The 17,895-nt window shown below is 63.2% G+C and carries 14 protein-coding genes and 1 pseudogene; 5 read left to right on the top strand and 10 right to left on the bottom strand.

The features are described from left to right. Window positions 1-15: 15 nt before the first annotated feature. Window positions 16-393, bottom strand: a complete 378-nt coding sequence (locus ABS769_RS18435; RefSeq protein WP_317062740.1) for a DUF2147 domain-containing protein — start codon at window positions 391-393, stop codon at window positions 16-18. 432 nt (window positions 394-825) lie between these two features. On the opposite strand from ABS769_RS18435, the gene ABS769_RS18430 reads away from it, so the two are divergent. After that, a complete protein-coding gene (locus ABS769_RS18430; RefSeq protein WP_317062739.1) occupies window positions 826-2,334 on the top strand; it encodes a serine hydrolase domain-containing protein in 1,509 nt (502 codons plus the stop codon). 439 nt (window positions 2,335-2,773) lie between these two features. Here the strand turns inward: ABS769_RS18430 and ABS769_RS18425 are convergent, their stop codons facing one another. Then, complete coding sequence (locus tag ABS769_RS18425) at window positions 2,774-3,841, bottom strand: patatin-like phospholipase family protein (RefSeq protein ID WP_317062738.1); 1,068 nt, start codon at window positions 3,839-3,841, stop codon at window positions 2,774-2,776. A 505-nt stretch (window positions 3,842-4,346) separates the two neighbouring features. Between ABS769_RS18425 and tagK the strand changes: the two genes are divergently transcribed. After that, the gene (tagK, locus tag ABS769_RS18420) at window positions 4,347-5,006 is read left to right on the top strand and encodes a transcriptional regulator TagK (protein ID WP_317062737.1); all 660 of its coding nucleotides are present in this window, start codon (window positions 4,347-4,349) and stop codon (window positions 5,004-5,006) included. A 132-nt stretch (window positions 5,007-5,138) separates the two neighbouring features. Here tagK and ABS769_RS18415 read toward each other — a convergent pair whose 3' ends face one another. The 7 genes from ABS769_RS18415 to ABS769_RS18385 form a co-directional block, all read right to left on the bottom strand. Beyond that, on the bottom strand, window positions 5,139-5,585 hold the full coding sequence (locus tag ABS769_RS18415) for a universal stress protein (RefSeq protein WP_006452697.1): 447 nt from the start codon (window positions 5,583-5,585) through the stop codon (window positions 5,139-5,141). Window positions 5,586-5,693: 108 nt separating this feature from the next. After that, window positions 5,694-6,281, bottom strand: coding sequence for a sugar O-acetyltransferase (locus ABS769_RS18410; protein WP_317062736.1), 588 nt, complete (start codon window positions 6,279-6,281; stop codon window positions 5,694-5,696). 381 nt (window positions 6,282-6,662) lie between these two features. Beyond that, complete coding sequence (locus ABS769_RS18405) at window positions 6,663-7,265, bottom strand: DUF6707 family protein (protein ID WP_317062735.1); 603 nt, start codon at window positions 7,263-7,265, stop codon at window positions 6,663-6,665. A gap of 191 nt (window positions 7,266-7,456) precedes the next feature. Then, window positions 7,457-9,643, bottom strand: a complete 2,187-nt coding sequence (gene uvrD, locus ABS769_RS18400) for a DNA helicase II (protein ID WP_317062734.1) — start codon at window positions 9,641-9,643, stop codon at window positions 7,457-7,459. 271 nt (window positions 9,644-9,914) lie between these two features. Continuing rightward, window positions 9,915-11,306 (bottom strand): FAD/NAD(P)-binding protein, encoded by a 1,392-nt coding sequence (locus ABS769_RS18395; RefSeq protein ID WP_317062733.1) that lies wholly within the window; start codon window positions 11,304-11,306, stop codon window positions 9,915-9,917. A 353-nt stretch (window positions 11,307-11,659) separates the two neighbouring features. Continuing rightward, entirely contained in the window at window positions 11,660-13,078 is a 1,419-nt protein-coding gene (gene cls / locus ABS769_RS18390; protein ID WP_317062732.1) for a cardiolipin synthase, read from the bottom strand. 13 nt (window positions 13,079-13,091) lie between these two features. Continuing rightward, on the bottom strand, window positions 13,092-14,402 hold the full coding sequence (locus ABS769_RS18385; protein ID WP_317062731.1) for a LysR substrate-binding domain-containing protein: 1,311 nt from the start codon (window positions 14,400-14,402) through the stop codon (window positions 13,092-13,094). A gap of 101 nt (window positions 14,403-14,503) precedes the next feature. Between ABS769_RS18385 and ABS769_RS18380 the strand changes: the two genes are divergently transcribed. The 3 genes from ABS769_RS18380 (at window position 14,504) to ABS769_RS18370 (ending at window position 17,612) form a co-directional block, all read left to right on the top strand. Continuing rightward, on the top strand, window positions 14,504-15,175 hold the full coding sequence (locus ABS769_RS18380) for a 4-carboxy-4-hydroxy-2-oxoadipate aldolase/oxaloacetate decarboxylase (RefSeq protein ID WP_317062730.1): 672 nt from the start codon (window positions 14,504-14,506) through the stop codon (window positions 15,173-15,175). After that, window positions 15,168-16,223, top strand: a complete 1,056-nt coding sequence (locus tag ABS769_RS18375; RefSeq protein ID WP_317062728.1) for a 4-oxalomesaconate tautomerase — start codon at window positions 15,168-15,170, stop codon at window positions 16,221-16,223. The genes ABS769_RS18380 and ABS769_RS18375 overlap by 8 nt, the downstream gene beginning before the upstream one ends. Window positions 16,224-16,589: 366 nt before the next feature. Further along, window positions 16,590-17,612, top strand: coding sequence for an amidohydrolase family protein (locus ABS769_RS18370; RefSeq protein WP_317062727.1), 1,023 nt, complete (start codon window positions 16,590-16,592; stop codon window positions 17,610-17,612). Window positions 17,613-17,777: 165 nt separating this feature from the next. Here the strand turns inward: ABS769_RS18370 and ABS769_RS18365 are convergent. Next, window positions 17,778-17,895: pseudogene (locus ABS769_RS18365) on the bottom strand (IS5-like element ISCARN85 family transposase); the annotation flags it as partial.

Genomic DNA, 17,895 nt, shown 5'->3' with positions numbered 1-17,895 from the left:
CAGGTCCGGCGGCCATCAAGGTGCGGGCTGCCAGGTCGGCCCCTGACATAGGAAGGCCACGCAGCCCTCCACCTTCAAGGAGCCATCGGCGCCACGCTTGATCTTGGCGTTGTAGGTCTTGCCGGATTCGGGGTTGTAGATCTTGCCTTTCCACAGATCTCCTGCATCCACCAGCTCGCTGAGGATCACCGTGCCTTCCATGGGGTTGTGGCGCTTGGCCGGATCCGGATTGAACGCATCGGTCTTCCGGCTACCGGGCTTGGTCCGCAGCACCTTGACGATGGTGCCGCACAGCGACGTGCCGCAGGGCTGGATGTCGACCAGTGCCTGCTGGTTATCGGTAAACCATTTTCCGGTGATCGGTTCGGCGGCGAATGCAGGCGTGCTCTGCACGACAAGGCCGAAAACGACACAACATACTGCAGAGATGCATTTCATTGGATTTCCCCAAGCTTCGATAAGAGCAATTGACGCGCGAACGTGCTTTCGCTGATGCAGCGTCGCTGACACAGCCGCAGCAGCGTTAGAATCAGGCGAGTCAAATCGTATCGATGCAGTCTTGGGAGATGATTAGATCACTTGCCAGCAAGCACGCATGGCCGCATCCATGGAAACTTTTGACCTGATATCAGGCTTGCACCGATTGCGCTTACCTTGCTGATGTTGAATAGCTTGGTGAGCGAAGTAACAAGCGAACCTCGCCCACTGCTATCGCCCAGAAAAAATTTCAATCGCATTGCATCATCACAAGAGCAATCGTTAGCTGGGCCTTGCAAACGCTGGCTCACTTCTCCCACTGCCTCGCCCTAAAGTACAAGGATCGTCATGCCTGCCATCCATCGTCGTGAGCTGTTGATTGGCGGGTTGACGTTGCCACTGTGGTCACTGCCGATCGCTGCTCACGCAAAAACATCAAGCCCGCCTGCATCGTTCGAAACATTGCTGCGCCCAACCGTGCATACCGGTCACGAGCAGTGGGCCTTGCAAGCACGCATGCAACATCATCGAGTGCCAGGCGCGGCAGTTGCGATCCTGCGCGGGGGACAGATCCACAGCATCAAAGGCTTCGGATCGACAACGGCGGGACGTCGCTCACCGATCGGCGAAGACACCTTGTTCTCGGTTGGCTCGGTCAGCAAGGTCGTGACAGCCGCGCTGTGCGTGAAGCTTGCCGCGCTTGGCATTGTGGATCTGGATAAAGACGTCGGCACCTGGCTACGCCGTTGGCAGATACCGCAAGGGCCGGACGGCGATACCAGCAAGATTTCCCTGCGCATGCTGCTGTCGCATACCGCAGGTTTCAACGTGCACGGCTTCAAGGACTTCGACCCAGGCGCTGCATTGCCCACGCTGGTACAGACGCTCACCGGCACATCGCCCGCAGTCAACAAGCCTTTGCAGCGGATCGATATTGCCGGCACCCGCGCGCGTTACTCCGGTGGCGGTTACATGATCGCGCAGGCGGTAATCGAAGACGCTGTGGGCAAACCGTTGAATGCGATTGCCGCCGAGCATCTTCTTGGCCCATTGGGCATGCGCAGGAGCAGGTTCGATGCAGGCCTTGCCGCAGACACGCGCGATGTGGCGCACGCACACGACGACTCGGGCGCTCCTGTCGCACTGCCGCGGGGATGGCAAAGTTTCCCGGAACTGGCGGCGTCCGGCTTCTGGACCTCGGCCAAGGAGTTGAGCCGCTTGGTCATCGTGTTGGGTAGCTCCTACCGCAGCAGTGGCGGATTTCTACCGCAAGCTTTGGCTATCGACATGATGACCGAGGTGGCCCCCGGCATCCACGGACTCGGGCCACGCCTCGCCGGGCAAGGGCAATCGCGCATCTTTCATCACGCCGGAGCCAACGACAGCTATAAGGCCTATCTCGAAGGAAATCTCGAAAGCGGCGACGGCTTGATCGTGCTCACCAACGGGGAAAACGGCGACCTGCTCCATAACGAGATTCGCAACGCGGTCTCCGATGCGCAGCATTGGCCAGGCGATTGGTCGGTGCAAGTCAGCACGGTCGATTTCACCGCCCTCCTGAAGGACTACACCGGCCGCTATGTGCGGCGGCCCAATCAGGAACCGCTACTCACCGGCGTGCTGGATATGAGCTTTCTCGGCGAGCAGGTTGTCATCTCGCAAAACAGCGAGGGACTGGTGCTGGAAGGTAAAAGCAGGCCTCGCTCGCTGAAGCCGCTCAACAGCCATCGCTTTGTTGTCGACGCGGCGATTGCTACGGGGACGCTGCAGTTTCTGTTCGATCGAGGCAGCGATCGTCGTGTGGTGATGTTGAGGGTGATGGCTGGGGATGGAGTGATGGTTTTTGCGCCCGAGTGAAGCAAGTTTGGAAAGCAGCATAAAATTTCTACCATGACGCCGATGGCTGGTAACAGAGCACGGGCATGATGCCCGAAGCACGCCGTCGCGATTTACTGCCCCCTATAGTGGCAAATAATACTGGCTGATTCGCAGGAAGTCTCGGTCATGAGTGTCACCAGAGTATGCACACCAATTGATTCGTGCCTGGACTCATTCCGCTTGCCAATGTCTTCCAAGCTTGAGTCAGGATCTGGAATTAGATAGACGCACTATCCGACACAACGTCTTGGGACCCCCGTCGGGATCGAGACGCGTTGAAAGACCGGCCGCAATCGATCCATTGTGGCCGGTCTTTGCGCGAAATCCTGCAAATCAGCTGCCTTTGATAAAGGCAATCGCCGGATCACTCGAGTTGTACCTCACGTAATGGTCGCCATTGCGAAATCCGATATTTGCCCTATGTCCAGCGGCTGGCGACCCAGTCACGCGTCTGTTTCCACGCATCTGTCTGCAGGTAAGCCTGGGTTTCGCTGGCCAGATCAGCGACATGCTTCCAGTCATCCAGCGCGTAAGGACGTTTCAGTTCGACATTGGCGCGATTGAAGTTGCCGGCCAGCACCTGCTCGGCCTGGATGCTTGCAAGTTCGGCCGTTGCATCCATGGTCAGATTCAGTAGCGGCATGGCCGGCACCGAGCCGCTTGCCCAGGGATACAGCCAGGATTTTGCGCCCCAGTCGAGCGGGTTGCCGATCGCGGTGGATGGAATTCCTTGCGGGCTGCTGCCGGTTCCAAGCGAGAGCAGCTGGATATCGCCGACGCTGTTCACCAAGCCACTTGCAATGGCCTCGGCCACGGCGGTCATGGCCGGATTGTTGGCGAACACGCCGCCGTCGGCGAAGAACCCATAGTCGCCGTATGCTCCGCAAATCTGATAAGGCGCAAAGTAGGTTGGCGCGGCAGACGTCGCCAATGCGGCATCGACCATGCTGATCTGCCTGTACGCATTGTTGACGCCGTTGGAGAACGTGGCAGGCATCCAGTTCCCACTGGTCGCGTCCCACAGGCGCGCGGCGTTGACGACGACGAGCCGCTTCGCGTCTGCTAGCGACGTTGTACCCAACAATCCGCTTGCGATCTGGATCAATCCATCGTTCTTGTACTGGCTGCTGAAGAAGCCCGGCCCGCTAGCCAGCGTCGCGTCCACCCCTTGCTGTTGCGACTCGGCCTGTTGATCGAGAAGCCACCCGTTGGGTTCGAAAATGCTTGCGCCTTTGGTCATGTACATCTCGATAATCGTGTTGATCGAGACGTTTTGCACCAATGCCAGAGCAAGCAGGCCACCGGTGGAAGTGCCGGCAAAGCAATTTGCATGGCTGAGGATGTTGCTGTGCTGATCCAGGTCCTGGATGAGGATCGCGGTGATCAGTCCTCGAATTCCGCCGCCATCGCAGCTGATGATATTGAACGACATTGAAGTCTCCTGGAGAGCGAACACTGTCTTGAAACGTGTGTACGAAGGCGTCAAGAGCAAGCGATCTGACTGTCCCGCTAGCGCGGGATACCAACAGCTGTCAGGACGATTCCACGTGTGCGTGAGAGTGGTAGCGACGACGCTTCTGTTTCCCGTTGCGTCACCCTAGAAGCACCTTCGTCGATCACCCGACAAATCGTCTCACCGCATTGATCCTGTGATCTTCGACCGCCTTGCTGTGGGCCTTCGGTCGTGCTGAGCTCGGTATTCACTTGGCGGCCAGCATCGCGCTGCAGAACCCAGTCTTTTTGAATCAGCGAATCGGCGAATCGGCGCGACCTCATGCAGCGCAGCGCTAGCCAGCGCTGTTTCCAACCCTGATCTCGATGCGATGCCGTTGCTATGGGCCTTGCATCGGACGCTGCCCAAAGCGCAGGCAGGTCCATGCGGCTTCCCGGCGTCGCGGTGCATTGAGGAAGGGGCCGGCCGGTTGGCCTGGATCGCCGTCGATCGCACCGATGGGTGATGCAGCACGGAGTTCATAAAAGATCGTGATGGGTTGGCGCCGCTTTTCTCGGTTGATCAGATAACAGGCCCCGGGAAGTGGGCCGCAGGCAGCACCCGCATGAGCAACACCGGCTATTACAGCGCCATCGTCCCGCAGGCATCGGCATCGGTGGTGGCGCACGCGCCGCTGATGATCGATCTGCTGGCCTACATCGAGCAGCACATCGGCGAGGCCGAGCTCGGTACCGAGTCCTTGCAACAGGCGTTCGCGTTGTCGCGCGCCTCGTTGTACCGGCTGTTCCAGTCGCGTGGCGGCGTGGCCCGCTACATCCGCGAGCAGCGCCTGTGCACCGCGCACCGCTATTTGCAGGCCTACCCGGAGTGCAGCCTGACCTGGTTGTTGTATGAGATGGGCTTCACCTCGGAACGGCAGTTTCAACGCTGTTTTCAGCAGCGCTTCGGCATGCCGCCGATGCAATGGCGCCGCCACTGTCGGGCTGCGTCGGCAACGCATTCGCCGCGCCGCGGCCACTACATGCCGCTATGGCGCTTCATGCGCGAGCTGAGCCAGGATGCGCAACGCGATCACGCGCCGGTGCGCCCTGGCACGCTGCCGGTGCAGCCCGCCTCGCTGATGCATACCGAAGCGCTACGGCGTCTTGCACAGCCGGCGAGCCGCTTTGCGGGTCAGCCGGAGCTAATGGAAAACTGATCCGTAATCCGCGTAGGAGCGTGCTTGCGCGCGATGGGGCATTACCGGTAACGCCTTTCGCGCTCAGGCGCGCTCCTACAGTGGAATGTGCGATGCGCTGCGCATGTTCTTGCGCAGCAAAACTTCTGCCCGTCAGCGAATCACCAGCACCGGAATCGAACTGTTGGTCAGCACTTCCACCGTCTGGCTGCCGAGCAGCATGCGGCGCACGCCGCGGCGTCCGTGCGAGGTCATGATGATCAGATCGCTGTTGCAGTCCTTGGCGGTCTGCACGATGCCTTCGGCGGCGAACCGATCCAGCACGTGATGCGAGGTCGCCTTGATATTGGCCGCAGCCGCCAGTTCCAGTGCCGGGCGCAAAATCTTCTCGGCAGCGGCCTCGCGCTCGGTGCGATATTCCGGGCTTGCCTCGTAGCCCACGCTCCAACCCATCGCATCGTACATGCCCATCGCCCATGGCTCGGACACGGTGACGATATCGACCTTGCCGCCGGTCGCCTTGGCCAGTTCAAGGCCCTGGAACAAACCACGATGCGACAGCTCGGATGCATCGATGGCGATCAGGATACGTTTGTACATGGTGACCTCCTTGAATGACCGGCCTTTGCCGGCGGAATCAGCCTGACATCATGCGCCGGCGCCTGCCTTGATATAGATCGATGCCGACACGCGGATTGCTGCACGACCTCAATCAGTTGGCGCTTCATCGGGATCGTTGCGGCTCGCGCGTACGCGCGCAGGATTTCCCAGCGCAGTCGCGCCTGCCGGGACATCGCGGGTGACCACCGCACCGGCGCCGATCACTGCATCGTCGCCGATGCTCACGCCGGGCAAGATAATTGCACTGCCGCCGATCCACACGTTGCGACCGATGCGGATCGGCCGCCCGAACTCCAGCCCGCCAGCGCGTCCTGCCGCATCGCGCGGATGATCGGCAGCATAGAACTGCACCGCAGGACCAACTTGCGTGCCCTCGCCGATGCTGACCTCGCAGATATCCAGAATCACGCAGTTGAAGTTGAGGAACGCGCCCGCGCCGAGACGGATGTTGTAGCCATAGTCGCAATGAAACGGCGGGCGAATCACCGCGCCTTCGCCCACCTCGGCCAATCGCTCAACCAGCAGCGCGCGCCGCTGTGCAGACGGCTTCGCGGCGGTGGCGTTGTACCGCACCATCCACATCCAGTCGGCGGCGGCAGCCTGGTCGGCCTGCAACTCGGTATCAGCCGCGTTGTACAGCTCGCCTGCGAGCATTTTTTGTTTCTCGGTCTGCATGGTGCGCGTATCTCTGTGCGATCGGTGCCGGCACAGGGTGTCACGGATGCCGCGAAGAAGGCATCGAGCGATGCACCAATCGTGCGGATGCACAGGTTCAAGGAACATGCACGCCGCGCTGATGGACGGTTATCGCTTCTCGGCGCCGGAGCACCTGGAGATTAGCCGCGACAGAAGAAACCTGGCCACAGTGAAACAGGCGCAACGGGTGCCATGCGCCTCGTCTCCTGCAGGGACCACTGCGCTCCGTTCGTAGACTGCCAAGTTGACGTTGCAAGTTCCGGTTACGAAGGCGGCGCACCGGCGCATGACCAACTGCCAGAAGACTGTATTGTTACAACCAGCATGCACCCTCAGCCGCTAAAACTTTCAGCGGCCCAATCATTTGTAAGGTGCAAGCTTATAGATCCCCTTGGCCACAATGATATCGTTCATCCGAGCAATATTGCTCAACAACTCACTTTCTATTCTGGAGCCAGTCCAAGTTTCGCTGCAGCCAAAAAATTCAATCTTCATAAGTGCAGTGATATAGGAAAGTCGCATTTCGAACTCATCCACGAAATTCTCTTCATCTTCAAACGCCGTGTCCAGCGTCTGTCCATCCATAAAACGTTCGTGAACATTTGCCTTTACCGTCATTTGAAGCTCGCTGCCTGATTTAAGAGCGGCAACGGCGGCTCGAAATGCCTCGTCATATTCTTCGTTATGACCTTGAGCAATTGCCAGCCGACCCTTCATCACCAAGGCAGCTTCAATCCAAGTCCAAGAATCATAGCTATTGGCAAAAGGGATCTGGGAAATAGGCTCTACCAGTTCAGAGGCAGCGCGCGTGTCACCCATGGCAAACAGCACATACGCCAGTTTCACTGATGACTCCAGGACGCCTTTGGCTGTTCTCTTTTGCTTGGCTGGCAATTTCTCCAAGTGCTGCGCTATTTTTTTATCGGCATTTGAAAAAAGACCGAGTGCCTCGAAAGCGTTCATGATGTGATCCGGCATGATGAGGTGCTCACAAGAATGACGATCTTTTTCTTCATCTGTCTGCGCGCCTTGGTCATCGCTGTACCGTGACGTAATCGGCTACATATGCGCAAGCAAGACTGCACGCGCGTACGGGCCGGAATGGAGCCGATCGGTTGTATGCCTACGGCATCTGCATCAACCACCAACCGCCGCTACATCACCGTCAAATTCGCATACGCCATCACCAGCCACTTGGCGCCGACTTCGTCGAACTGCACCTGCACGCGCGCGTGTGCACCGGCGCCCTCGTAGTCCACGACCACACCGCCACCGAAGGTGGGATGTTCGACATTGGCGCCGAGCTTGATCGGTGCGGCTTCGACCACGCCGTGCACCGGGCCACCGCGTGCCGCGCCCAGCGAGGCGGTGCGCGAGACCTGCACCTTGGGCCGCACTTCATGCAGCAGGTCGCGCGGGATCTCGCGCAGGAAGCGCGAGGGCACGTTGTAGTTGTCCTGGCCGTGGATGCGCCGCGATTCGGCGTAACACAGCACCAGCTTCTGGCGCGCGCGGGTGATGCCTACGTACGCAAGGCGACGCTCTTCTTCGAGCCGGCCGCTTTCTTCCAACGAGCGCGCACTCGGAAACAAGCCATCTTCCAGGCCGACCAGAAACACGATGGGGAATTCCAGGCCCTTGGCCGAATGCAGCGTCATCAGCTGCACGCCTTCTTCGCCCGCCTGCGCCTGGCCTTCGCCGGCCTCCAGCGAGGCGTAGGCGAGGAAGGCGACCAGTTCGGTCATGCCCTGGCTGTCTTCGTCGTCCGGGCGGGTAAAGCGCGAGGCTACCGAGACCAGTTCGTCCAGGTTCTCGGTGCGCGATTCCGAATCCAGGCCGCTGCGGCTTTCCTTGGCCCAATGCTCGCGCAGACCGGAGCGCATCAGCACGTGGTCGATGCGCTCGGCCAGTTCCATGTCGCCGGTTTCGGCATGCAGTTGGCCGACCAGGCTCAGGAACGTAGCCAGCGCATTGCGGGCGCGGGCGGCCAGAGTGTTTTCCTGCGTGCACAGCATCGCCGCTTCCCACAGCGACAATGCATTGGCGCGTGCCAGCCGGCGCACTTCGTCCAGGGTGCGATCGCCGATGCCACGCGTGGGCGTATTGACCGCGCGCTCGAACGCGGCATCGTCGCTGCGGTTGCTGAGCAGGCGCAGGTAGGCCAACGCATCCTTGATTTCGGCGCGTTCGAAGAAGCGCATGCCGCCATACACGCGGTACGGCAGCTGCTCGGAAATCAGCGCTTCTTCCAGCGCGCGCGATTGCGCGTTGCTGCGATACAGCACCGCCACTTCGCCGTAACTGCCGCCGTCGCGCACCCACTGCCGCGCGCGCTCGACCACATAGCGCGCCTCGTCGACCTCGTTGTAGGCCGCATACAGATCGATCGGGTCGCCGTTACCGGAATCGGTCCACAGCTGCTTGCCGATGCGGTCCGGGTTGTGCGCGATCACCGCATTGGCCGCGCCCAGAATATTCGCGCTGGAACGGTAGTTCTGCTCCAGCCGCACGGTCTGCGCGCCGGGGAAGTCCTTCAGGAAGCGCTGGACGTTCTCGACCTTGGCACCGCGCCAGCCGTAGATGGCCTGGTCGTCGTCGCCAACCACGAACACATGCCCGCTCTCGCCGGCCAGCACGCGCACGAAGGCGTACTGGATGGCGTTGGTGTCCTGGAATTCGTCGACCAGAATCTCGCGGAAGCGCGCACGGTAATGCGCCAGCAACGCCGGAGTGTCGCGCAGCAGTTCATGCGCGCGCAGCAGCAACTCGGCGAAATCCAGCAGCCCGGAGCGGTCGCAACGCTCCTGGTAGGCGGCATAGACCTGCCGGCGCACCTCGGTCCAGTCATCGTTGGGCTCGGGCTGGATATGCTGCGGACGGCGGCCTTCGTCCTTCTGTTCGTTGATCCACCAGCTCATCTGCTTGGGCGGATACTTGCCCTCGTCCAGCTCCAACGACTGCACCACACGCTTGACCAGCCGCAGTTGGTCGTCGCTGTCCATGACCTGGAAGCCTTCCGGCAGCCGCGCGTCCTGCCAGTGCAGGCGCAACAGCCGATGCGCCAGACCATGGAAGGTGCCGATCCACATCCCGCGGCTGCCGTTGCGCAGCTGCAGGTCGGTGCGGTGGCGCATTTCGCCGGCGGCCTTGTTGGTGAAGGTCACCGCAAAGATGCCGTGGTTGGGCACGCCCTGGACTTCGTTGAGCCAGGCGATGCGATGGATCAGCACGCGCGTCTTGCCGGAGCCGGCGCCGGCCAGCACGAGGTAATGCCCCGGCGGCGCGGAAACGGCCTCGCGCTGGGCGGGGTTTAAATGATCGAGCAAATGAGAGACATCCACCCGACCATTTTACCGGTTGTGGCGTCGCTGCGGCTGAGATTGCGATGAAGGGGTTTGGGAATGCGAGGCTTCGCACGTACCCTCATCCGGCGCTTCGCGCCACCTTCTCCCAGCGGGAGAAGGAACAAAGCCCCTCTCCCGCCGGGAGAGGGGTTGGGGTGAGGGTACGGGGCGAAGCCGCGCCCAATGGTGGGTAACCCGAGGCTTCGCTCGTACCCTCATCCGGCGCTATGCGCCACCTTCTCCCGGTGGGAGAAGGGAACAACGCCCCTCACCGCCCAAGCGTTACCAGCACATCACGCGCAATCGCCATTGCCTGCTCACGCAACTCCGGCACCGCCAGGCTTTCCCACAACGCGCCGATCCGCAGACTGCCGATCACCCGCAACCGCGGATTGGCGCGTCCATCGGCATTGATCAGACTGCCATCGGCATCGGTCCCCACCCCGATGCCATGCGGCCCGGCCACCGCAATGCCCTGCCCCAGCAGTTGCTGCAGCAGCGGGTTGCGCATCGCCTGCACGCGCATTTCCACACCGGTGGCGTTGACCAGCGTCTGCACATCCAGCTGCAAGGCATGCCCGGCACTGGCACCGGCACTCACCCGCACGCAGGCGCCAACCTGGAATGCGACATCCAGCCGCGCACGATGCAGCTGCAGTTGTCCGCGCGCACGCATCGCCTGCAACTGCGCATGCACCGGTGCGGCGATGCGATGACGATGCACATCCCAGTAGCGCACCACATGGCGCAGGAAACGGCGTTGGTCGGCGACCGACAGCGTCTGCCACAAGGCCTGACTCAACGGGCGGATACGCTCCATCACGCTCTGCCAGGGCAACCCTTGCGCCATCGCCTTGCGCGCATGCTGACGCAGCGCGTGCATGCGCGCACGCAGCGACAACGCCAGCAACGGCTGCGGATCGAAATCCGCCGCTGCGCAATGCGTCTGCGGCAACGGCAACAACCCATGCCGCGACACCACGTGTACCGCCCCGCGATGCACCTGCGCGGCCAGCGTCACCACCGTGTCGACCATGCTCAACCCCGAGCCGACGATGCACACCGCCGCGTCCTGCGGCAACGCGGCGACCGCCTCTGTGTCCCAGGCTTCCACCCGCTGCGCACTCGACAAGCCGGTGGCACCACGCAGCGGCAACGGCCGCAGCGCATTGCCCACCGCCAGCACCACGCTGGTGGCCTGCACCGTTTGTCCGTCGTCCAGCTGTAGCAGCGCACCGGAAGCATTGGGCTGCAAGGTCTGCACGCGTGCGGCATGCACGGTCAGCGTCGCCGGGCTCTGCGCACGTGCGGCCTGCAAGCGATCGCGCAGATAAGGCGCGTAATGCCGGCGCCCGACGAACTGCTGTGGCAGCTGCGCGTCTTCCAGCTCCGGGCAGCAGGCCTGCGCGCGCAGGTAATCGACAAAATCCTGCGGCGCCTCCGCCAGCGCACTCATCCGCGCTGCCGGCACATTGAGCAGGTGTTCGGCACGCGTGGTGGAATACGCCACGCCCACGCCCAGCAGGGCGTGCGGCTCGATCAACACAATCCGCACCGGCGCGGTCGCCTGACGCAGCAATTGCAGCGCAACCAGCACACCGGATGCGCCGCCGCCGACGATGGCGATCACTGCATCGCCGGGATCACGCAGTTCATTCATCCGGCAATTGTAGGCGATGCGTCACGTCGCACCGATGACAGCCGCCCTGGCCGCTGTCATGGCCGGGATCACGTACCGCTGCGCAGACGCCGTCGTGCGATGCGCGTTGTCCGACATCCGGGAAGACGATGAGCACAATCCGTCCAATCCGACCTGGGTGACGACGAGCGAGGTGCTCGTCGTCACGTTGGAAAGCGCTGGCTTGCCTGAGGCCTGCGCCGAAAGGCGGGCACTCTCAAACGCAGCAAGGCCTTGCCAACGTGCGCTTGCGCCCAGCAATACGCCCGCAACCGCAGGCATCGACGCGCGTTCCAGCTGGCAATGCGCCGGCATACGACACGCATATGCAAGCCCTACATCAATGCATCCGCCAACCGCGCAATCCCTTCGCGGCTGCGGCGCCAGGCGGGGCGACTACGCCACTGCTCCAGCTGCAGCTGGCGTGCGTTGGCCAGGTAATCCTGCTCGATCGCACGCAGCCGCTGCACCACACCCTGGTCGTAGCACAGCATGCCGATCTCGGCGTTGAGCGCGAACGAGCGGATGTCCAGGTTGATCGACCCCACCAGGGCGATGTCCTCGTCCACGCTCAGGTGCTTGGCATGCAGAAAGTGCGGGCGGTACAGCGCAATCTTCACCCCGCAGCGCAGCAGCTCTTCGAAATACGCCTCCTGCGCCCACGCCGCCAGGACCTGGTTGTTGCTCTCCGACAGGATCAGCTGCACATCCACACCCGAGACCCCGGCAATGCGCAACGCACTGAGCAAGGCTTCGTCGGGGACGAAGTACGGCGTGACCAACACCACCTTGCGCCGCGCCAGGTGGATCACCGCATTGATCGCATCGCGCGCATTCTCGAACGGATATGCCGGCCCGCTCGGCAGCAACTGCGTGGCGATGTTGTCATCGCACACCGGCGCGTCCGGCCACACGTCCAGGCGCTGCCCGGTTTCGGTGAACCAGTCGCTGGCGAACACCGCTTCGAGATGATTGACCACCGGCCCGCGCACACGCGCCACCAGTTCGCGATTGGGCACGCCTTCGATAAAGCCGGCCTCGGCCAGATTCTGCGAGCCGACAAAGCCCACCTGGTTGTCGATCACCGCAATCTTGCGGTGATTGCGCAGATCCATGCGCCCGCTGCGACGCCAGCGCAGCCCACCGGGCAACACCGCCAGCACCTCGACACCGCCGGCCTGCAAGCGCTTGCGGTAGTGGCGCAAGCCACGCTTGGCGCCCACCGCATCCAGCAGCACGCGGCAACGTACGCCGCGCGCACTGGCGCGCTCCAGCGCGGCCATCACCGCATCGCCCACCGCATCGTCGAACATCAGGTAATACAGCAGATGCACGCGTTTTTCCGCCGCATCGATCGCGTCGGTCAAGGCCTGCAACGACTGCGCGTAGTCGTCCAGCAATTCCACCGCATTGCCCAGCGTGGGCATGAAATCGCCCTGGCGTTCGATCAACGGCACCACCTCGGCGCTGCTGGAATCTGCCTGTGGCATCCAGCGCAAGGCATGCAAGGGCAGTTGCTGCTCGCGGATCACCTGCGAGGCGGTGGCCTGGCGCTCCACCCGCAAGCGCGACAACCACGGGTGGCCGAACAGCAGATACAGCGGCAGGCCGACCACCGGTACGAAGCCGATCAGCAACAGCCAGCTGCGCGCCGCGCCGGGCGTGGTGCGGGCCGGAATCCATAGCAGTGCGGCCAGGCGGATCGCCCAGTCCAGCGCCAACAGCCAGGTCCCTTGCAACCAGTCGGGCAGCATCAGCGATCCGTTCTCAAGAAGACTCCGATTCTGACTGCGCCGCCTGTGAACGCAACGGCGCGATGCCGCTGATCGGCGCGCAATAGCGAAACGGCCCGCCGTGCGCATCGGCCGGCTGCACGCGCTCGGCGCAGACCTGCCGCAGCGTCTGCACGAACGCCGACTGCGCGCGGGTGGGATGCCAGTCGCTGCGCAGCGTCATGCCGATCTGGCGACGCAACTGCGGCCCGGTGGTGCCGATCTCGCACAGCAACCCGGCGCGGCGCTCGAACAGAAACTGGTCGCGCGACATCAGCGTGAGCCAATCGTCTTCCAGCAGCAGCCCACGGATGGTCAGCTCCGCGCCGCATTCGATGCGCAGCGCAGGCGGTTCGATGCCCTGATCGCGAAACATCTGCTCCCAGCGCGCGCGCACCGGCGTGCCGGTGGTGGCGATCACCCAGGGGTACTCCAGCAACTGCGCGAACGCATAGGCCTGCCCGGCCAGCGGATGCCCGCTGCGCGCCACGATCACCGGTTCGTCGTCGAACAACGGCTCCTGCAGCACATCGCGCACCGGCAAGGGCTCGCGCAGCGCACCGATCAACAGATCCAGTTCGCCATCGCGCAGATGCGCCAGCAATTCGGCATACGGCCCTTCGACCACGTTGACGCTGGCACCAGGATGCGCGCGTACAAAGCGCGCCAGCACCTGCGGCAGCAGGATCGCCCGCGCCAACGGCATCACCCCCAGCGTGAGCCGGCCGGCGTGCTGCGAGCGCAGCGCGGCCACTTCGTCCAGCCCGGCGCGCAACTCGGCCAGCGCCAGCCGCACCTGCCGCAACAGCCGCACTGCCACCGGGGTGGGCTGCATGGTCTTGCCGCGACGCACCGTCAGCGGCACCTCGATCACCTCGGCAAGCGCCTGCACCGCGCGGTAGATCGCCGGCTGCGAGACCCCGGCGCGCGCCGCCGCCAGCGAATAACTGCCCGCCACATCCACCGCGATCAACGCCTGCAACTGCCCCAACGAGACCCGCCGCTCCAGGCCCGGGCGTGCCGGCAGCCGCAGCGCACGCCGCGCCACCCGGATGCCACGGCCCAGTTGCTCCAACGCACGCTCGATGCGCGGCACCAGCAGCTGCGTGGCCTCGGTGGCGACCATGCCGCCCGGATGCCGATCGAACAGGCGCACCCCGAGCTGCTGTTCTAGCCGCGCCACCGCCTGCGTCAACGCCGGCTGCGACAGATTCACCTGCGGCGCGGCCGCGCTGACGCTGCCCAGCCGGTGCACCACGACCAGGGCGTACAGATGGCGAAGGTTCGGTTCCAGAATCGTCGGCATGCTCTAACTATAAGCAAAACCAATATGCATACCTCAAATGAATCTTGAGCCATCAGGCGATCGGCGCACAGACTCGGCACACCCCTAACGAGGATGGATGGATGAGCCAGGTCGTCACCCGGATCGAGCGCACCCCGCTGGCCATCGTGGATGGGCTCGCACAAGCCGGCGTGGCCACCGTGCACGAGGCGCAGGGACGCAGCGGCCTGCTGCATCACCGCCTGCGCCCGATCTACGCCGGATGCCGTGTTGCCGGCACTGCGGTCACGGTGTCGATTCCGCCCGGCGACAACTGGATGATGCATGTGGCCATCGAGCAACTGCAGCCCGGCGACATGCTGGTGGTGGCGCCGACCAGCGACTGCTGCGACGGCTACTTCGGCGACCTGCTGGCCACCTCGGCACAAGCGCGCGGCTGCCGCGGGCTGATCATCGATGCCGGCGTGCGCGACGTGCGCGATCTCACTGCCATGCAGTTCCCCGCATGGAGCCGTGCCATCTGCGCGCAGGGCACCATCAAGGAGACGCTGGGCTCGGTCAACGTGCCAGTGGTCTGCGCCGGTGCGCTGGTGCAGCCGGGCGATGTGGTGGTGGCCGACGACGACGGTGTCTGCATGGTGCCGCGCGCCACTGCCGCGCAGGTGCTGGCCGAAGCGCAGGCACGCGAAGCGCGCGAGCTGATCAAACGCGACCGTCTTGCCAGCGGCGAACTGGGCCTGGACATCTACGCCATGCGCGAACGCCTGGCGGCCAAAGGCCTGCGCTATGTCTGAGCACGTACGCGCGATGTGGATGCGCGGCGGCACCTCCAAGGGCGGTTTTTTTCTGGCCGACGAGTTGCCCGGCGATCGCGCCACACGCGATGCGTTTCTGCTGCGCGCCTACGGTTCGCCGGATCTGCGCCAGATCGATGGCATGGGCGGCGCCGACCCACTCACCTCCAAGGTCGCGGTGGTGTCGCGCTCCACGCGTGCCGATGCCGACGTGGACTATCTGTTCCTGCAGGTGTCGGTGGAACAGGCACAGGTCAGCGATGCGCAGAACTGCGGCAACATGCTCGCTGGCGTCGCCCCCTTCGCCCTGGAACGCGGCTTATTGCCCGCGCACGATGGCGAAACCGACGTGCGCATCTTCATGCGCAATACCAGCACGCTGGCCACCGCCACCGTGCAGACGCCCGGCGGCAAGGTGCGTTACGACGGCGATGCCCGCATCGACGGCGTGCCCGGCACCGCTGCGCCGATTGCGCTGGCGTTTGCCGAGATCGCCGGCTCTTCGTGTGGTGCTTTGCTGCCGACCGGCCATGCGGTGCAGACGCTCGACGACGTAGAGGTCACCCTGATCGACAACGGCATGCCCTGCGTGGTGCTGCGCGCCAGCGATCTCGGCATCAGCGGCTACGAAGACCGCGCCACGCTCGATGCAGACCAGGCACTGAAAGCCCGCCTGGAATCGATTCGCCTGCAGGCCGGCCCGTTGATGCGGTTGGGCGATGTCACCGCTGCCACCGTGCCGAAAATGATGCTGGTCGCCGCACCGCGCAACGGCGGCGCGATCAGCGTGCGCTCATTCATTCCGCACCGCTGCCATGCCTCGATCGGCGTGCTGGGCGCGGTCACCGTCGCCACTGCCTGCCTGCTGCCCGGCGCTCCCGCGCATGCGCTGGCGCAGTTGCCTGGCGGTACTACACAGCAGTTGGATGTGGAACATCCGAGCGGCGCGAGCAGCTGTGTCATCACGCTCGACGCGCACGGTGAGGTGGTACGTGCCGCCGTGCTGCGCACCGCACGCAAACTGTTCGATGGTGAACTGTTTGCTTGAGCGCGGCTGCCAGCATGTGATGCGGCAGCCGGCATCACCCTGGCTTGAACCTGGGGCGTCAATGCGTGGTGTGCCGCGTCCTGCAGCCTGCGTGCCTGCCACGACCGATCGGGCGTCGCGCGTTCTCTGCGCACTCGATCAACGCGATTCGCTTTTCGGGCTACCGGCCGGATATCAGCGCGGCATTCCGCCTCGCTCGGGTGCGATGCATTGCTTCGCCGACAACTGCAGATCGACGGCAGTGCATATGCGGAGCTGCATCGCTCACAGATCCATGCATCCGAATCCAGACGTCCGTCCACATGCGCACTGCACATCTATCGGTCGGATGCGTAGCGCGTTCTGCGCACCTCAACGAGCATTCTCATGATCATCGACTGCCACGGCCACTACACCACCGCGCCCGCTGCACATGACTCCTTCCGCAAAGCGCAGATCGCACACTACGACGACCCGCAGTTGCCGGCACCGATCTATCCGCAGATCTCTGACGACGCACTGCGCGAAAGCATCGAGCAGCATCAACTGCGGCTGCTGCGCGAGCGCGGCGCGGACATGACGATTTTTTCGCCACGCGCCAGCACCATGGCACACCACATCGGCAACGAGGCGGTGAGCCAGATCTGGACGCGGCATTGCAACGACCTGATCGCACGCGTGGTGCAGCTGTATCCGCACACCTTTATCGGCGTGTGCCAGCTGCCGCAATCGCCGGGCGTGGCGATCGCGCATTCGATCGCCGAGCTGGAACGTTGCGTCAGCGAGCTCGGGTTCGTCGGCTGCAATCTCAATCCCGACCCGTCCGGCGGCCACTGGACCGGCGTGCCGCTGACCGACCGCGCCTGGTATCCGTTCTTCGAAAAAATGGTCGAGCTCGACGTGCCGGCCATGGTGCATGTATCCGGCAGTTGCAACGCGAACTTCCACGCCACCGGCGCGCATTATCTCAACGCCGACACCACCGCGTTCATGCAGTTTCTCGAAGGCGATCTTTTCAGCGACTTTCCCGACTTGCGCTTCATCATCCCGCACGGTGGTGGCGCGGTGCCGTATCACTGGGGCCGCTTCCGCGGCTTGGCCGACATGCTCGGCAAGCCGCCGCTGTCCACGCACGTGATGCGCAATGTGTTCTTCGATACCTGCGTGTATCACCAACCTGGCATCGACCTGTTGTTCGAGGTGATCGACATCGACAACATCCTGTTCGGCTCGGAGATGGTCGGCGCGGTGCGCGGCATCGACCCGCAGACCGGCCAGTATTTCGACGACACCAAGCGCTACATCGATGCATTGGCGATCTCCGATGCCGACAAGCGCAAGGTATTCGAAGGCAATGCCAGGCGGGTGTATCCGCGCCTGGATGCGCAGTTGCGTGCGCGTGGGCTGTAATCCCCTTCTCCCTCCGGGAGAAGGTGCCCCGCAGGGGCGGATGAGGGTACGGGCGAAGCCTCGTGCCATCCATTACCAAGTGGCTTCGCCCGTACCCTCACCCCTACCCCTCTCCCGAAGGGAGAGGGGAATGCAGGCCGCACCGTCGGCTTGAACTAGGGCCTGTTAACACATCCGAAGCCCATCAACGACTAGGACGAAGCTGAGGAATCCAAGGAACATGACATCCAGCTTGTCGAAGCGCGAGAAAATCCGGCGGTAGCCTTTCAAGCGACGGAACAGT

Source organism: Xanthomonas hortorum (assembly GCF_040279205.1).
Taxonomy (GTDB): Bacteria; Pseudomonadota; Gammaproteobacteria; order Xanthomonadales; family Xanthomonadaceae; genus Xanthomonas; species Xanthomonas hortorum_F.
This window is presented reverse-complemented; position numbering and strand designations above follow the sequence as displayed.

Excerpts from the sequence above, each read along its gene's own strand:
- ABS769_RS18370 (WP_317062727.1), top strand. The coding sequence starts at position 16,590 with ATGATCATCGACTGCCACGGCCACTACACCACCGCGCCCGCTGCACAT.
- ABS769_RS18380 (WP_317062730.1), top strand. The coding sequence starts at position 14,504 with ATGAGCCAGGTCGTCACCCGGATCGAGCGCACCCCGCTGGCCATCGTG.
- ABS769_RS18410 (WP_317062736.1), bottom strand. The coding sequence starts at position 6,281 with ATGCAGACCGAGAAACAAAAAATGCTCGCAGGCGAGCTGTACAACGCG.
- ABS769_RS18430 (WP_317062739.1), top strand. The coding sequence starts at position 826 with ATGCCTGCCATCCATCGTCGTGAGCTGTTGATTGGCGGGTTGACGTTG.
- ABS769_RS18375 (WP_317062728.1), top strand. The coding sequence starts at position 15,168 with ATGTCTGAGCACGTACGCGCGATGTGGATGCGCGGCGGCACCTCCAAG.
- cls (WP_317062732.1), bottom strand. The coding sequence starts at position 13,078 with ATGCTGCCCGACTGGTTGCAAGGGACCTGGCTGTTGGCGCTGGACTGG.
- ABS769_RS18405 (WP_317062735.1), bottom strand. The coding sequence starts at position 7,265 with ATGAACGCTTTCGAGGCACTCGGTCTTTTTTCAAATGCCGATAAAAAA.
- ABS769_RS18395 (WP_317062733.1), bottom strand. The coding sequence starts at position 11,306 with ATGAATGAACTGCGTGATCCCGGCGATGCAGTGATCGCCATCGTCGGC.
- ABS769_RS18415 (WP_006452697.1), bottom strand. The coding sequence starts at position 5,585 with ATGTACAAACGTATCCTGATCGCCATCGATGCATCCGAGCTGTCGCAT.
- ABS769_RS18385 (WP_317062731.1), bottom strand. The coding sequence starts at position 14,402 with ATGCCGACGATTCTGGAACCGAACCTTCGCCATCTGTACGCCCTGGTC.